The organism is Balneolaceae bacterium (assembly GCA_034521445.1).
GTDB lineage: Bacteria > Bacteroidota > Rhodothermia > Balneolales > Balneolaceae > JAXHMM01.
The window spans coordinates 396,094-409,875 of record JAXHMM010000005.1; the positions used below are offsets into that span (position 1 = coordinate 396,094).

The window sequence follows — 13,782 nt, forward strand, 5'->3', positions numbered from 1 at the left end:
ATAATCTGTCCTGCCCGTGATAATCAAGTGGGATCCTCGGGCTGTTCAACGGCCTCCGCCGGGTAGCGGATGGTCTCCACCAGCTCGCGGATCTCCTCCGGCGGTCGGGCCGTCATGCGGGAGACGGTCAGGGCCACTGCCAGGTTGACGCACATGGCCACCGTGCCGAAGCCTTCGGGCGAGATGCCCCACCACCAGTCGGCCTCCGTCCCGCCGCCGAAGCCGCCCAGCTTGTACTTGATCATGTAGAAGAGCATGAGCAGGATGCCCACCACCATCCCCGAGATGGCCCCTTCGCGGTTCATGCGCTTGTCAAAGATGCCCAGGATGATGGCCGGGAAGAAGGAGGCGGCCGCCAGTCCGAAAGCCAGGGCCACCGTCGCCGCCACGAAGCCGGGTGGATTGATGCCGAAGTAGCCGGCCACCAGCACCGCGAAACCCGCGGCGATGCGCGCCCAGATCAGTTCGGCCTTCTCGGTGATGTTGGGACGTATCTGCTTCTTGATAAGGTCGTGGGAGATGCTGGTTGAGATGACCAGCAGCAGGCCCGCCGCCGTGGAGAGGGCCGCGGCCAGTCCCCCGGCGGCCACCAGGGCGATCACCCAGTTGGGGAGGCCGGCAATTTCGGGGTTGGCAAGCACCATAATATCCTGGTCGATCTGCAGCTCGTTGCGGCCCGGATCGGGCAGATACTGAATCCGCCCGTCCTCGTTCTTGTCCTCGAACGCTATGAGGCCGGTCGTCTCCCAGTTGTCAAACCACTGCGGCACCTCGCTGTACTGCTCCTCGGAGACCGTCTCGATGAGGTTTACCCGCGCGAAGGCGGCGATGGCTGGGGCGGTAGTGTAGAGGATGGCGATGAAAAGCAGGGCGTAGCCCACCGACTTGCGGGCGTCGCGTACCTTCGGCACGGTAAAAAAGCGCACGATCACGTGGGGGAGGCCGGCCGTGCCCACCATCAGGGCAAAGGTGATGGCAAAGACGTCGATGGTGGACTTGGTGCCGGAGGTGTACTCGGCAAAGCCCAGCTCGTTGTGGAGCTGGTTGAGCTTCTCCAGCAGGTAGGTGCCCGAGCCGTCGGCCAGCGTGCTGCCGAAACCGGCCTGTGGCAGCCATACGCCGGTAAGCTGAATGGAGATGAAAATAGCGGGCACCATGTAGGCAAAGATGAGAATGCAGTACTGGGCCACCTGGGTGTAGGTGATGCCCTTCATGCCGCCCAGCACGGCGTAGAAGAAGACGATGCCCATGCCGATGAAGACCCCGAGATTGATAGGCACCTCCAGGAAACGTGCGAAGACCACCCCCACCCCGCGCATCTGTCCGGCCACATAGGTAAAGGAGACGATCACCGCGCAGATCACCGCCACGGTACGCGCCCAGTTGGAGTAGTAGCGGTCACCGATGAAATCGGGTACGGTGAACTTGCCGAACTTGCGCAGGTAGGGCGCAAGCAGCATGGCCAGCAGCACATAGCCGCCGGTCCACCCCATAAGGTACACCGCCCCGTCGTAGCCCATAAAGGCGATGAGTCCGGCCATGGAAATGAAGGAGGCGGCCGACATCCAGTCGGCCGCGGTGGCCATGCCGTTGGCTAGGGGAGGCACGCGGCTGCCCGCGATGTAAAAGTCGCTCGTGGAGCCGGCCCGCGACCAGATGGCGATGCCGATGTAGAGCGCAAAGGTCAGTCCCACCAGCAGGTAGGTCCACGTCTGTATGCCCATAAGTACCGTAGCTATAGGTTATGCGGTGCCGGGGTGCCGGGTGCCGGGTGCCGGGCGACCTCCGGATTCCGGTCGGGGTCCTACTCCTCGTGCACCCCGAAGCGGCGGTCCAGCCGGTTCATCAGCCAGACGTAGACAAAAATAAGGACCACGAACACGTAGATGGAGCCCTGCTGGGCGAACCAGAAACCCAGCTTGAAGCCTGCCACCTGGATCTCGTTGAGCTGCTCGACCAGCAGGATGCCGAATACGTAGGAGACCAGGAACCAGACGGCCAGCAACGAGCCCACATAACGCAGATTGGCGCGCCAGTAAGCCTTTCTGTTTTTACGTTCCATCCCTGGGTGTCTGTATGCCTTCGGTTTAGGTTCCCCCCGAACTAAAATAAATTTCGGTAATAATCAACTGAGAGCACGCCGCCGGACGGCTATAGTTTCCACTTGCGCTTGAAGCAGTGGTGCAGCCGGCTCAGGATGCGTGATTTCCTGGTGCGTACATTGGCCCCGCTCAGGTTGAAAAGCCTGCTGACCTCCTTGGTGCTGGCGTCGGGCTTTTCAATGAAATACTCGATCAGCTCACGGGACTCCTCCTCTAGCTCCTCAAGGCACTCCTTCAGGATGCGCTGGCGGTCCTCATCCATCAGGTTCTCCACTTGCTGGGCCGGCGTGGTGAGGTGTTCCGACTTCTCCTCCTCCGGAGAAGTAAAGCGGTGCTGTTCCTTGTAGAAACGCATGTATTCGTTGCGGCAGGCCTGGATGAGATAGCTGAAGATGTACTTCTCCCTGCGGATATTGCCCTGCAGAATCTGCTCATAGACGTTGAAAAAGGCCTGCTGTATGCACTCTTCGGCATCCCTGGGATCGGCATCCATGGTGACCTCCAGGTAGTCCTTCAGCCGGGGAAGAAGCTCTTCGAGCAGCTCGTTGGCCTGTCCATCCTTGTGCTGTTTCAGGGCCGCGACCAGTTCCGAATAATCAAGTCTGGAGGTACTCAATGGTTATCAGCCAATTTATGTGGATGGGCCCCTTCCTCCCTACCATTTGAGAAATCGGAACCATTTAACGTCCTCGGAAAATATATAATTATTGACCGACCATACCAAGGTATTCGATGATAAGAATCATGAAAGAGTATAAAATATTGCCTTATGGAGATGCATAAGTATTAGGGCTAGATTATTTTAAATAATTAACTTACCATGCATACTGTACCGTCTCCCGGGAACCGATATGCTCCTGGGTATTCATCTTAACCATACAGGCAACTATATATTTATATATAGGGATTTGTTACAAATTAAATTTTTGGGTCCATGTTCTAAAAAACCTGATTTTTTTTGTAACAATTGCCCTTGAAAATACTCTTGTAGTCGAGAAGGGGTTTAAAAAATGGCCAGAATGGGTACCGGCCTGCGGCGAACATCGCCGATCCTTCCCTTCGCACAAGTTTACCTTAAGAACAACCAAACAACTAACCAAAACCTACACAGGTACCTACCATGAAAGCTCTGACAACCAAGATCCTTTCCATCGTCTTCATCTTCGCCCTCATCTCCGGGTGCGCGTCCGTAACCGACGCCGGACTCCAGGATGCCAACGGTGACCTTTCCAGCGACGCCAATATCGAGGCTCCGAACCCCGATGCTTTCGGTGACGCCGAGGTGAAGCCTATCATCATAAAGCCAGAAGGCGAATAGTCTATAATATTCATCGATGGATAATCCATTTTTTAAATCAAAGAGGAATAGCCTTATGAAATCCCTGACCACCAAACTTCTTTCCGTCCTGTTCATCTTCGCCCTTATCTCCGGATGCGCGTCCGTAACCGACGCCGGACTCCAGGATGCCAACGACGACCTTTCCAGCGACGCCAATATCGAGGCTCCGAACCCCGATGCTTTCGGTGACGCTGAGGTGAAGCCCATTATCATAAAGCCGGAAGGCGAGTAACGGCTGACTGGGTTATTCGTCTATCTTAGATCCCGGACTCTAGCTCCGGGACATCAATTCCGCTGACCACTGGCGACGGGAATACGCCCGGCGTCAATACGTTGTACGGCTGCTGTCCTGCCCCCTATTCCTATGGGTATTGGCAGCGCTTTGTGTTATCATGATCCTCTCTTATGGATTCAAGCCGTTTGCCATACCGGTTCCTTCTACGGCTGATGGGAGCCGTTCTCATCCTGGGCACAGCGTATCCCTGCCACCCTGTCCACGCCATGCAGAACCAGGACGCGGAAATTCTTCAGCAGTCCCGCGAACAGGCACGCAATTACATTGCCAACATCCGTCAGGAGCGCAATCTTGAACAAAACCTCTGGGCGCTTGCCGCTCTTGCCGACGCCAGCGGAGAAATCAATTCCTACATCGGTAGTTACCTCTCCTCCGATTCGATTAAAAATCCCCTTCTCGCATCCTTTCGGGACACCTCCCTGAGTTACGGCGAACGGCTGCGCGATACGGCTATCCAGCAGAAGTCACCTGCCCTGCTGCTCGCCTATTTCCTGGCAGAAAGCGACTCCCTCCAAAAAGAAACGGTCTATTCGGAGTTTCCCTTCCAAAGTATTTCGGGCAATACAAATTACCGCCGTCTGGCCAGGTCCCTGCTGAGACGATACCCCGATCACCCGAGAAATCCTGTCTCCGAATAATCTCACCCTTTCACACTTTCTGCTCATCTACTATTCCGCCGGGCGGAGCATTCTTCCAGCCGAGTACCTGGAAGCCGTGGCCTCTGTCTCCCCGGGAGAGGATAAGGAGGGATCCAGTCTGCCGCATACCCTAAATGTGATGACGGTCTTCCAGGCTGATTACCGCCTCAGCAACTACTCCACAGCACAGGAATATTACGCCTTGTTATCGGATGTCTCCCACTTTCCCAATTCCAGGTTCAAGATGTACCTGTTCAATTTCCTTGACTTTTCGCTCTATCAGTCGGGGAACACCGACCTCAGCCTGGAAGCCATGCGAAACTACACGATCCCTTTGTCTTCCTTTCTGGGACGGCCTGATCTGCAGCTGGGCATGAATCATCAACCGCGGCGGCTATCTCTACGAAATCGGCAAGATGCAGGAGGCACAGGAGGTCTACCAGCAAGTCGTTCAGAGCGCCGATGAGCTGGGCTATGCCGTCCCCCAGTCCATCCTATACAATAATCTGGCGGTCACCTATAAAAAAATGGGGGATTTTGACCAGTACCTGGAGCTGCAGTTCCAGGCCCTGAACAGCATCGAGGAGGGCGAGGATTACGAAAATCACTTCAGAATCCTGGAGAACCTCTTCATCCACTACCGCAACACGCGAAACTTCGATTCGGCCCTCAACTACCTGGCGGAGGCGCGCCAGCTGGCTGCCGACCACGGGGCCATGGACGATCTGGCCTGGGTGAACCTCTACACCGGCATGGCCTACCGCGACTACCAGGAAAACTACGCGATGGCCGAAGCCTACATGGATTCGGCCTCACGGCAGGTAAACGCCGGCGAAAACTACGACCGGAAGCAAACCATCTATGCCGAGCGCGGCCATCTCTATATGGATCAGGGGCACTACGACCGGGCCCTGGCCATGCAGGACAGTATTCTGTATGAAGCGCGCCTGGCAGGTAACCAGTCCGACCTGCTGGAGGCCTATATCACCAAGGCGCGTATCTACCTGGAGCTGGATGATCCGGACGAGGCCGGACGTTTTGTGGCGAGGTTTGATACCATGGACCTCTCCACGCTGCGATTTGAGCAGATCGTGGAGGCCCGAACCACAAAGTCCCGCCACCTCTACGAAACCGGGCGAACGGATGAAGCCTATGCCCTCCTCCAGCCTACCATGGATCAGCTGGTGGACTGGGTGCGGGGGAGCACCGAGCTACAGACCGGTTACTGGAACCTGGCCCCGGAATTCAGCGATGCATTTCAGCTTGTGGCCGACCTGCTGATCGAGACCGGCAGGCAGGGCGAGGCGGTGGAGGTGCTGGACCAGCTCAAGTCCATCAACGACGCCAGCCTCTACCAGAATCCCTTGGTGCGTTCCAGCATCCTCTCCGAAAGCGAGCTTACCGAATACAAGCAGCTCACGACACAACTGGACGGGCTCCGCCGTTCCCTGCTGGCTGCCGCCGACAGCAACCGCGCCGGTATCCAGCAGCGCATCGACGAGCTGGCCGCTCAGAAGCAGCGCCTGGACCGGCGCCTCTCCACGGTGACCAACCACGATCCGGTTTCTGTGAGGTTTGTACAGTCGCGGCTTAGCGCCCGCGAGCAGGTGCTGCACATCACCGAACTGGAGGACCGCTACTACATCGCCCGGATCACCCGAAGGGACGTCGCCTTCCGCACCGTACCGCTGGACTCGGTCAACCGCGCCCTCTTCCAAGAGTCGGTGGAGCAGATCGCCAACAAGAACACCGACCTGCTGAACCTCCACCGCATTTCGGAGCTGATGGGTTTTGACGAGCTGGATCCCTCCATGGAGAGGGTCACCGTCATACCCGACAGCTACCTCTACCAGATTCCCCTGGACATTATGCCGGTAACACGGCCCGAATACTCCTACAGTTACGGGAGCGCCAGCTACCTGGTCGAGGAGGTGGAGGTGCGCTATCTCACCTCCCTGAACGACTACCGAAAATCGGACCGGCAGGCGACGGCCTCTTCCCGCCGAACCGGCTACGCCGGATACGGCATCTCCACCTTCGAAAACTACCGCGACCGCGGGCTGGTCTCCCTCCCCTATGCACGCCGCGAGGTGGAAAACATCGGCGGGGCGCTGACCAACCTGGCCAGCCGCAGCGTCTACCTCGATTCCGCATCCACCGAAGAGCGCTTCAAGGCCACCGCTCCCCACGCGCGCATCCTGCACCTGGCCACCCACAGCCAGGTGTCCGACCGGGACCCCCTCTTCTCGCGTATCTTCATGAGTCGTACGGACACGGTGAGCGGTGAGGAACAGTTTCCGGGTCAGATTTTCGCCTACGAGCTTTTCGAGCTTAACCTCAACAACGAGCTCATCATGCTGAACTCCTGTGAATCGGGATCGGGCGGCTACCTGCAGGGCAGCGGGGTGATGGGCATCAGCAGGGCCCTGCGCTACGCGGGTGCGCAGACCCTGGTGCTGAATCTCTGGTCGGTGAACGACATGATGGCCTCGGATTTTGCCCTGCAGTTCTACAAGGGACTCAACCGTGGGATGAGCAAGCCTGAGGCGCTGCGCCAGGCCAAGCTCCACTTCCTCAGGAACAAGAACGCCAATCCCCATTTCTGGGGTCCCTACATGATGATCGGCGACAGCGAGCCGGCCATACGGCCCTACGAGCAGTGGAACTACGTGGTGGCGGGCTCGTTCATGCTCTACTTCCTTCTCTTCGTGGGCGGCTCCCTCTACTACCGGCGCCGCAACGCTTTCTCTCGCTCCTCTTCATAGAAAAGGCACATCTTTTGAGGATGTGCCTTCTCCGGAAGCTATCGTATGAGTCGTCTCGGGTATATTCCTAACGGGCCAGTGCTTCCAGGTAGCTCTGAGCCACCCGGCGGTAGGCGCCGTTGAGCGCGTAGGCCTTCTGGATGTTTTCGCGTGCGTCCTCCAGGCGTTCCATTTGGAAGTAGGTGTTGCCCAGGTACCAGTAGGCCTTTTCAAGGGTGAGCACATCCACATCGTCGCGGTGCCCGATGACCGTCTCGTAATGGGGGATGGCATCGGGATACTGCCCCTCGTTGTAGTAGAGGGATCCCAGCGTAAGGCTTACCTCCGATTCCCAGGCGGGCGTGATGTTTTCGGTCTGGAGCTCGCTATTCAGCAGGGTGACGGCCTGCTGGAACTGGCCCGTATTGGCCAGGGTGATGGCACGCGTGATGACCGTGGCGCCGTTCTCGGCGGCCCCTTCGGCAGAGCGGTAGTAGTCAAGCTCGATGCTCTGGACGGGCTGCACGTCGGAGGTGCCGGTAAAATCGGTGACATTCATGACCAGCATGACGCCCAGGAAAAGAGTGATCACTGCGGCAGCCGCGTAACTCCATATCCTGCGGATACGGGCCTGCCTGCGTTTTTTGACCTCTTTTTCAACAACCGCCTTGACGTTGGCTACGCTGCGAAGATAGTCCAGGTGGTAGGGATCCTGCACCAGTTCGGCCCAGAGTTCGTCTATTTCGGCGGGAGAAAGCTTGCCGTTGACGTATCGGTCAATTTTCTCTTCCAGTTCCTCTTCGTTAAAACTCTCGATCATAACGGTGGTTCCTCTGCTTTAACCTGCCCTGCAGGAGTTCTGCCTCTGCTCCCGCAAGATGGTAAGTTTCTCGATGCCGTGCCATCGCCTTCTGGTATGCACGCATGTACCTTGTACATGCCAGCGTGGCGATGTGCCGTCTGGGAGGCATATTGCGACCTCCTTTGTTTCGTCGTTTCATATACAAGAGTATCCTGCAGCCCGATTGTTACAGAATAATGCATTTATTTTGTTAAAATCTTCTAATAAACGGTCCGAATCCACCTCTCCCCGGTGATATGGGGATTTTGGAGGCTTCCGGCCACCTGCCGGTGCAGGTCCACGGTATCGGCTTTTACCATGATACGATATCAGGGAAAATACGTAATTCTCCCGGCTGGCGCAGCCGAAGGAATCCCTCCTCTGTGCGAGCAGCCGGCTCATTCCCTCCGGGGACGGCGCGTTCAGACGACCGGCAGGGAACCGGCACCCTTGCATAGCCGCCCCAGACTCGTATACTAGGACATCGGTACCCACAACCCTGAACCCAATCCTCATGTCATGAACCTACGCTCCCTGCTGCTCCTGCTTCTCATCCCCCTCTGCGCCGCCTGCGCCCAGCAGCAGGACGACGAAGAACTGGACAGGCGCATCGGACAGATGCTGATGACGGGTTTCAGGGGACTGGAACTGGCCGACTCCCTGCAGGTGTCCGATGATCTGCGGGAGGGGCGCCTGGGCGGGGTGATCCTCTTCGACTACGACGTGCCGGCAGACACCTCCCTGCGCAACATCCGCTCGCCGGAGCAGCTGCGCGCCCTTACCGCCCAGCTGCAGGAACGCTCCCCCACGCCCCTTTTCATCGCCATCGACCAGGAAGGGGGACGCGTGTCGCGTCTGAAAGAGCGGTACGGCTTTCCCTCCACCGTCTCCGCCGCACGGCTCGGCACCCAGCCGCTCGACTCCACCCGTTTCTACGCCCGGCGCACGGCGGCCGTGCTGGACAGCATGGGCGTCAATTTCAACTTCGCCCCGGTGGTGGACCTCGATGCCAACCCGGACAACCCGGTGATCGGGGGACTCGATCGCGCCTTCTCGGCCGATCCCGATACGGTCTACCGCCGCGCCAAAGCCTGGATACGCGCCTCCCGCCGCCGTGGCGTGATCACCGCCCTCAAACACTTTCCGGGCCACGGCAGCTCCGCAGGCGACTCCCACCTGGGGGTGGTGGACGTGACCGACACCTGGAGTGAGCGCGAGCTGGCGCCCTACCGGCGGCTCATCGGCCAGGGGCTGGCCGACGCAGTGATGACGGCGCACATTTTCAACCGCGACCTCGACCCCGAGTGGCCGGCCACTCTCTCCCGCGAAATCATCGGCGGGGTGCTCAGGGACAGCCTGGGATTCCGGGGGGTGGTGGTGTCGGACGACATGCAGATGGGGGCCATCCGGCAGGAGTACGGCCTGGAGACCGCCATCCGCCGCGCGCTGCTTGCAGGGGTGGACCTGCTGGTTTTCGCCAACAATTCGGTCTACCAGCCCAATATCACGCAGCGGGCTCACGGCATCATCCGCCGCCTGGTGGAGGAGGGCACCGTTCCGCGTGAGCGCATCGACCGCTCCTGGGAGCGCATCATGGCCCTCAAAAGGGAGTACGGGCTGCTTCCGGGTCCCTGAACGGGAACCCTCGAAGCGGCGCCCCCCTCAGTTGCCGCCGCGGTAGGGCACGCCCTCCTCAATCCAGTCGGGCGCCGGCATCCCGCGCAAGTAGTGGTCGAAGTACTCCTTCATCTTGACGGCGTAGTCCAGCCGGTTGCCGTAGCGCTGCAGGTGGTGCGGCTCGTTGTGATACTGCAGGAAAACCGCGTCCTTGCCCAGCCGGCGCATGGCCAGGTAGAGCTCGATGCCCTGGTACCAGGGCACGGCGGTGTCCTCGTCGCCGAACATCAGCATGAGGGGCGTCTCGATGCGGTCGGCGAAGAAGACGGGCGAGTTCTCGATGTAGCGCTCGGGGTACTCCCAGAGGCTGCCGCCGATGCGGCTCTGCGTCTGCTCGTACTGGAACTGCCGGGCCAGTCCGCTGCCCCAGCGAATGCCGCTGTAGGCGCTGGTCATGTTGGAGACCGGCGCGCCGGCGATGGCCGCGTCAAAGATGTCGGTCTCCGTGATAATGTGCGCGGTCTGGTAGCCGCTCCAGGAGTGGCCGTGCAGCCCCAGCTTGTCGGGGTGGGCGATGCCCATGTCGATGAGCTTAAGAATGCCCGGCACCAGGCTCTTGACCGAGGAGGGACCGGGAAAGCCTACCGTGAAATGCACGTCGGGCAGAAAGACCACGTAGCCGTCGCTCACATACTGCGGCAGCACGGGGCGGTCGTCGTTGGTGATGTTGTTGAACTCGTAGGCCCGCTGGGAGAAGAAGCGGTAGAAATAGGTCATGACCGGGTAACGCTGGTCCGGGTCGTAGTCGTCCGGCTTGATCACCGCGCCGCGGACCGTATCGCCCTTCACGTCGGTCCACTGGATGATCTCGGCGCGTCCCCAGTTGTAGTCGGCATGCAGGTTGTCGTGCAAGTCGGTGAGCTGCCGGGTTTCGGAGAAATCCATGCCCTCGCTCACCCAGATGTTGGGGTAGAGGTCGTAGCTCTCCTTGGTGAAGAGGATGCGGTCGGCGTCGTCAGCCTGCTGGCCCACCTCGTAGTTCAGCGGCTCGCCCAGGAGCTCGGTGGTGCCGCGGCGGTCCAGGCGCATGGAAAAGAGTCCCTCGTACTTCTCCCGGTCGTAGAAGGCCTCCAGCAGCAGGCGCTCGTCCGGCGCAAAGTAGTCGCGGTCGTAGTCCAGCCGCTCGATGCGGTAGGTCAGGTGACGCTGCCGCCCGTCCCGGGTGAGGTTGGCCGCCTCGCCCGATTCGGTGTCAAAGCTCCAGATATCGTACTTGTCGTAGACCAGCACCTGCTCTTCGCCCTCGATCCAGCCGGCCACGCCGTAGCCCGGCGTCGGGGAGGGATAGTCGTGATCCTCGTCCCAGAAAGGGACCTCCATCCCGTCCGTCAGGTTCTGCGTGCTCTCCTCGCCCACATCGTAGAGGTGCCAGTCCTTGTCGCGGAAGTAGAGGGCGTAGTTGCCGCCGGGGGAGAGCTCCACCCCACCGTCCAGGCGCTCGGTAATGAGGGTTTTCTCGCCCGTCCGCAGGTCCATGATATAGTAGTCGCTGTAGAAGCCGTCCCAGGTCATCTGCTTGCGGTAGGGCATGCTTGAGCTGGCGAGGGTAACCTCGGGGTCGTGGTTGGCCTCCACATCGGGAACCTCCTCGGTCGCCAGCTGCACATATTCGTCGGTGTCAAGGTGGTAGACGGCGCGGTAGAGCTGGCCCTTGCGCTGGTTCCAGGTCTCCCGCTCATGGGTCTTGATCAGCGGATCGTCCCAGTGCCACACGTCCACGCTCTTCTCATCGAGAATCTCCTGCATGTCGTAGGGATCCGCCTCCCCCTCGTCCTCTTCACCGCTGTCGCCCGAGCCCGGCAGGTCGGCCTCCATCAGCTCGCGGTTCTGCACGCCGAAGAAGAGGCGGTTGTTGTCGCGGGTCCACTCCAGGTCGTTGTCCGAGCGCAGCCACCACTGTTCGGGCACCTCGGAGCCGGCCACCAGCGTGCGCGTCTGCATGCCGTCGGAAGACCAGAGCTGCAGGTCGGCCGTACCGCTGAAGTAGGTGGAATCGAGGGGCGCCGAGGTAAAGGCCAGCCGTCCCGTGTCGTGGTCCCATGCCAGGTTGTCGAAGAGCGCGTCCTCCATGGCGGCCGCGGTGTGGGTTGCTCCGCCGCCGGAGAGCTCCCGCAGGTAGAGTCCGTTGCCGGAGCCGGAAGTGTCGACTACGCTGTAGGAGAGCCAGGTTGAGGTGCTGTCGAAGGCCATGTCGGAGACGAAGGAGAGCTCCTCGTTGGCGCCCGACTGCAGGTTCATAAGCCGCAGCGGGGCTCCCAGGTGACCGTTGTCGTCGTAGGCCTCGGAAACGGAATCGGCCAGCATCCTGCGGATGGCCAGCCAGCGTCCGTCCTCGGAAAACTGGAAGGAGCTCACGCTGTCGATCTCCTGCACGTCGCCGCTGCCGGTGTTCAGCAGGAACATGCCCTGCACGGGGGCGTCGTCCCCTTCGGCGCCGAAAGGCACCTCGCGGTAGGCCCCCACCCACTGCCCGTCGGGCGTAATGGCGGGGTCCTCGCCCAGTTCAAGGGTATAGCCGGTGTCCCCCTCCACGCTGCGCACGCGCACCTCCCCGTCCCCGCGGTCGGGCCAGACCTCATAGGCCAGCCACTGGCCGTTGCCGGAGATCACCTCGCCGGAAAGGTCCTCCCAGCGCATGATGTCTTCGAAGGTGAGCTGCCGGTCCTGGGCCTGCAGGGCGCCGGAGCAGAAGAGGGTGAGCAGGAGGAGAGTGCCGAAAAAGCTAGTGGGTTTCATGGTGGGGAATTGAATTCCAGGTTGCTACTAAAAAAACGTATTTCCCCCACAGATACAATCTTTTGGAGCTAAGAAGGTTGTTGCGTTACTTCACAGTGCGCGGCGTCAATCAGTTTAATCGACTATGGAATTCACCTACCAGGACCTGATCGCAGACTTCGAGGAGGCCGGCAGGTCGGCCGAGAATTTTCTGTCCTCCCTCTCGGACGAACACTTCCGAACGAGTCCCGCTCCCGGACGCTGGTCGCCCGCCGAATGCTTCGACCACCTTCTGCACTTCAATCGCAACTACCTCAGGAGCATGCGGGAGGCCGACGATGGCCTGGAGCCCGCCGCGGCCCCGGCCAAGAAAGCCTTCCGTCCCAGGCTGCCCGCGCGCTGGGTAGTCTCCTTCTTCGAGCCGCCCTACAAAATGAAGGTCAAAACCCTGGATCCCTTCAAACCCGGCGAGGCCGTGGACCTGGACCGCGAGGAGATCCTGGCAGATTACCTTGAGCTGCAGCAAACCTTCATCGGGCGGATCCGGGAGGAGGTTCGCGGACAACGCGACCTGGAGCAGGTGGGCGTGCGCCACCCCCTCTTTCCGTGGCTGCGCATGAGTCTTGTAGAATGCTATGCTGTTATCCTGGCTCACCAAAGGCGACATCTTTGGCAGGCTCAAAAAGCTTTAAAGTCTTTAAAGTCTATCAAGTCATAAAGTCGGAAAGTCTGACTTCAAGTCATAAAGTCTATAAAGTCAGAAAGTCTTGAAGTCGGGGAGTTGCAGGCGGCATCCACCACCGTTTGAACGCGTCGTTTGCCTGTCACCTGGCTGAACTCTTTCTCAGGTACCGCACGAAGGCCAGGCAGAGAAAGCGGACGTCCGATGCCTTGGCAAAGGCCTGGCCGAATTCCTCCTTGTCGATATACTTCTGGTCCACCGCCACATAGAGCAGGCTCTTCACTTCTTCGCATGAGCTCTGGGCGATATCCAGGAAGCGTATAAATTCCCGGTCCGAAAAGCGCGCGAATCCCTCCGCAATATTACTCATGGACGACACGGCAGCCTTCCGTATCTGGTCTTTCAGTCCAAAATCGTGAACAAACGACGCATTCCTGGTAAGATCATATACCAAATGCACAAGGTCTCTTGCAGCGGTCCAGCATTCCAGATCTTCAAACGATTCGATGCGACTCATGGCTCCTTTTTTGGTATCTGCGATGGGTTGATGGGTGAAATATTTATGGGTATGTACGTTGAGGGTGCGTACGTTGAGAGTGTGTACAATGATGGTACCTATATCAATCCGGCACATCCAATCGAAGCACGGTACCTCTCATCAGACCCGGGCGGACGCCTGCACTTACGCAACCTCTTCACTCATTTATCGAATACTCCCCCGACTTCCAGACTTATCAGACTTCTAGACT

Annotated in this window: 12 protein-coding genes; 6 read left to right on the forward strand and 6 right to left on the reverse strand. The window is 59.3% G+C overall.

Features of this window, described 5'->3' with window-relative positions:
* Positions 1-23 precede the first annotated feature (23 nt).
* The 3 genes from U5K31_05805 to U5K31_05815 form a co-directional block, all read right to left on the reverse strand.
* Positions 24-1,724: a sodium:solute symporter family protein gene (locus tag U5K31_05805; GenBank protein ID MDZ7772242.1), complete on the reverse strand. Its 1,701-nt coding sequence runs from the start codon at positions 1,722-1,724 to the stop codon at positions 24-26.
* An 80-nt stretch (positions 1,725-1,804) separates the two neighbouring features.
* On the reverse strand, positions 1,805-2,062 hold the full coding sequence (locus U5K31_05810; protein MDZ7772243.1) for a DUF4212 domain-containing protein: 258 nt from the start codon (positions 2,060-2,062) through the stop codon (positions 1,805-1,807).
* An 89-nt stretch (positions 2,063-2,151) separates the two neighbouring features.
* Positions 2,152-2,718, reverse strand: coding sequence for a sigma-70 family RNA polymerase sigma factor (locus U5K31_05815; GenBank protein ID MDZ7772244.1), 567 nt, complete (start codon positions 2,716-2,718; stop codon positions 2,152-2,154).
* A gap of 504 nt (positions 2,719-3,222) precedes the next feature.
* Between U5K31_05815 and U5K31_05820 the strand changes: the two genes are divergently transcribed.
* The 4 genes from U5K31_05820 (at position 3,223) to U5K31_05835 (ending at position 7,139) form a co-directional block, all read left to right on the forward strand.
* Positions 3,223-3,420 carry a hypothetical protein gene (locus U5K31_05820; protein MDZ7772245.1) on the forward strand — a complete coding sequence of 66 codons (198 nt, stop codon included), beginning with the start codon at positions 3,223-3,225 and terminating at the stop codon, positions 3,418-3,420.
* A gap of 55 nt (positions 3,421-3,475) precedes the next feature.
* Entirely contained in the window at positions 3,476-3,673 is a 198-nt protein-coding gene (locus tag U5K31_05825; GenBank protein MDZ7772246.1) for a hypothetical protein, read from the forward strand.
* Between the two features lie 269 nt (positions 3,674-3,942).
* A complete protein-coding gene (locus U5K31_05830) occupies positions 3,943-4,374 on the forward strand; it encodes a hypothetical protein (GenBank protein MDZ7772247.1) in 432 nt (143 codons plus the stop codon).
* 416 nt (positions 4,375-4,790) lie between these two features.
* The gene (locus U5K31_05835) at positions 4,791-7,139 is read left to right on the forward strand and encodes a CHAT domain-containing protein (GenBank protein MDZ7772248.1); all 2,349 of its coding nucleotides are present in this window, start codon (positions 4,791-4,793) and stop codon (positions 7,137-7,139) included.
* Positions 7,140-7,206: 67 nt separating this feature from the next.
* Here U5K31_05835 and U5K31_05840 read toward each other — a convergent pair whose 3' ends face one another.
* Positions 7,207-7,938: a tetratricopeptide repeat protein gene (locus tag U5K31_05840; protein MDZ7772249.1), complete on the reverse strand. Its 732-nt coding sequence runs from the start codon at positions 7,936-7,938 to the stop codon at positions 7,207-7,209.
* 540 nt (positions 7,939-8,478) lie between these two features.
* On the opposite strand from U5K31_05840, the gene U5K31_05845 reads away from it, so the two are divergent.
* Positions 8,479-9,594, forward strand: coding sequence for a glycoside hydrolase family 3 N-terminal domain-containing protein (locus U5K31_05845; GenBank protein MDZ7772250.1), 1,116 nt, complete (start codon positions 8,479-8,481; stop codon positions 9,592-9,594).
* Positions 9,595-9,621: 27 nt separating this feature from the next.
* Here U5K31_05845 and U5K31_05850 read toward each other — a convergent pair whose 3' ends face one another.
* Positions 9,622-12,372 carry a prolyl oligopeptidase family serine peptidase gene (locus U5K31_05850; protein MDZ7772251.1) on the reverse strand — a complete coding sequence of 917 codons (2,751 nt, stop codon included), beginning with the start codon at positions 12,370-12,372 and terminating at the stop codon, positions 9,622-9,624.
* A gap of 124 nt (positions 12,373-12,496) precedes the next feature.
* Between U5K31_05850 and U5K31_05855 the strand changes: the two genes are divergently transcribed.
* A complete protein-coding gene (locus U5K31_05855) occupies positions 12,497-13,069 on the forward strand; it encodes a DinB family protein (GenBank protein ID MDZ7772252.1) in 573 nt (190 codons plus the stop codon).
* A 106-nt stretch (positions 13,070-13,175) separates the two neighbouring features.
* Here the strand turns inward: U5K31_05855 and U5K31_05860 are convergent, their stop codons facing one another.
* Positions 13,176-13,667: a four helix bundle protein gene (locus U5K31_05860; GenBank protein ID MDZ7772253.1), complete on the reverse strand. Its 492-nt coding sequence runs from the start codon at positions 13,665-13,667 to the stop codon at positions 13,176-13,178.
* Positions 13,668-13,782: the final 115 nt, after the last annotated feature.

Excerpts from the sequence above, each read along its gene's own strand:
- U5K31_05810 (MDZ7772243.1), bottom strand. The coding sequence starts at position 2,062 with ATGGAACGTAAAAACAGAAAGGCTTACTGGCGCGCCAATCTGCGTTAT.
- U5K31_05805 (MDZ7772242.1), bottom strand. The coding sequence starts at position 1,724 with ATGGGCATACAGACGTGGACCTACCTGCTGGTGGGACTGACCTTTGCG.
- U5K31_05835 (MDZ7772248.1), top strand. The coding sequence starts at position 4,791 with ATGCAGGAGGCACAGGAGGTCTACCAGCAAGTCGTTCAGAGCGCCGAT.
- U5K31_05830 (MDZ7772247.1), top strand. The coding sequence starts at position 3,943 with ATGCAGAACCAGGACGCGGAAATTCTTCAGCAGTCCCGCGAACAGGCA.
- U5K31_05850 (MDZ7772251.1), bottom strand. The coding sequence starts at position 12,372 with ATGAAACCCACTAGCTTTTTCGGCACTCTCCTCCTGCTCACCCTCTTC.
- U5K31_05825 (MDZ7772246.1), top strand. The coding sequence starts at position 3,476 with ATGAAATCCCTGACCACCAAACTTCTTTCCGTCCTGTTCATCTTCGCC.
- U5K31_05860 (MDZ7772253.1), bottom strand. The coding sequence starts at position 13,667 with ATGTGCCGGATTGATATAGGTACCATCATTGTACACACTCTCAACGTA.
- U5K31_05855 (MDZ7772252.1), top strand. The coding sequence starts at position 12,497 with ATGGAATTCACCTACCAGGACCTGATCGCAGACTTCGAGGAGGCCGGC.
- U5K31_05820 (MDZ7772245.1), top strand. The coding sequence starts at position 3,223 with ATGAAAGCTCTGACAACCAAGATCCTTTCCATCGTCTTCATCTTCGCC.
- U5K31_05845 (MDZ7772250.1), top strand. The coding sequence starts at position 8,479 with ATGAACCTACGCTCCCTGCTGCTCCTGCTTCTCATCCCCCTCTGCGCC.
- U5K31_05840 (MDZ7772249.1), bottom strand. The coding sequence starts at position 7,938 with ATGATCGAGAGTTTTAACGAAGAGGAACTGGAAGAGAAAATTGACCGA.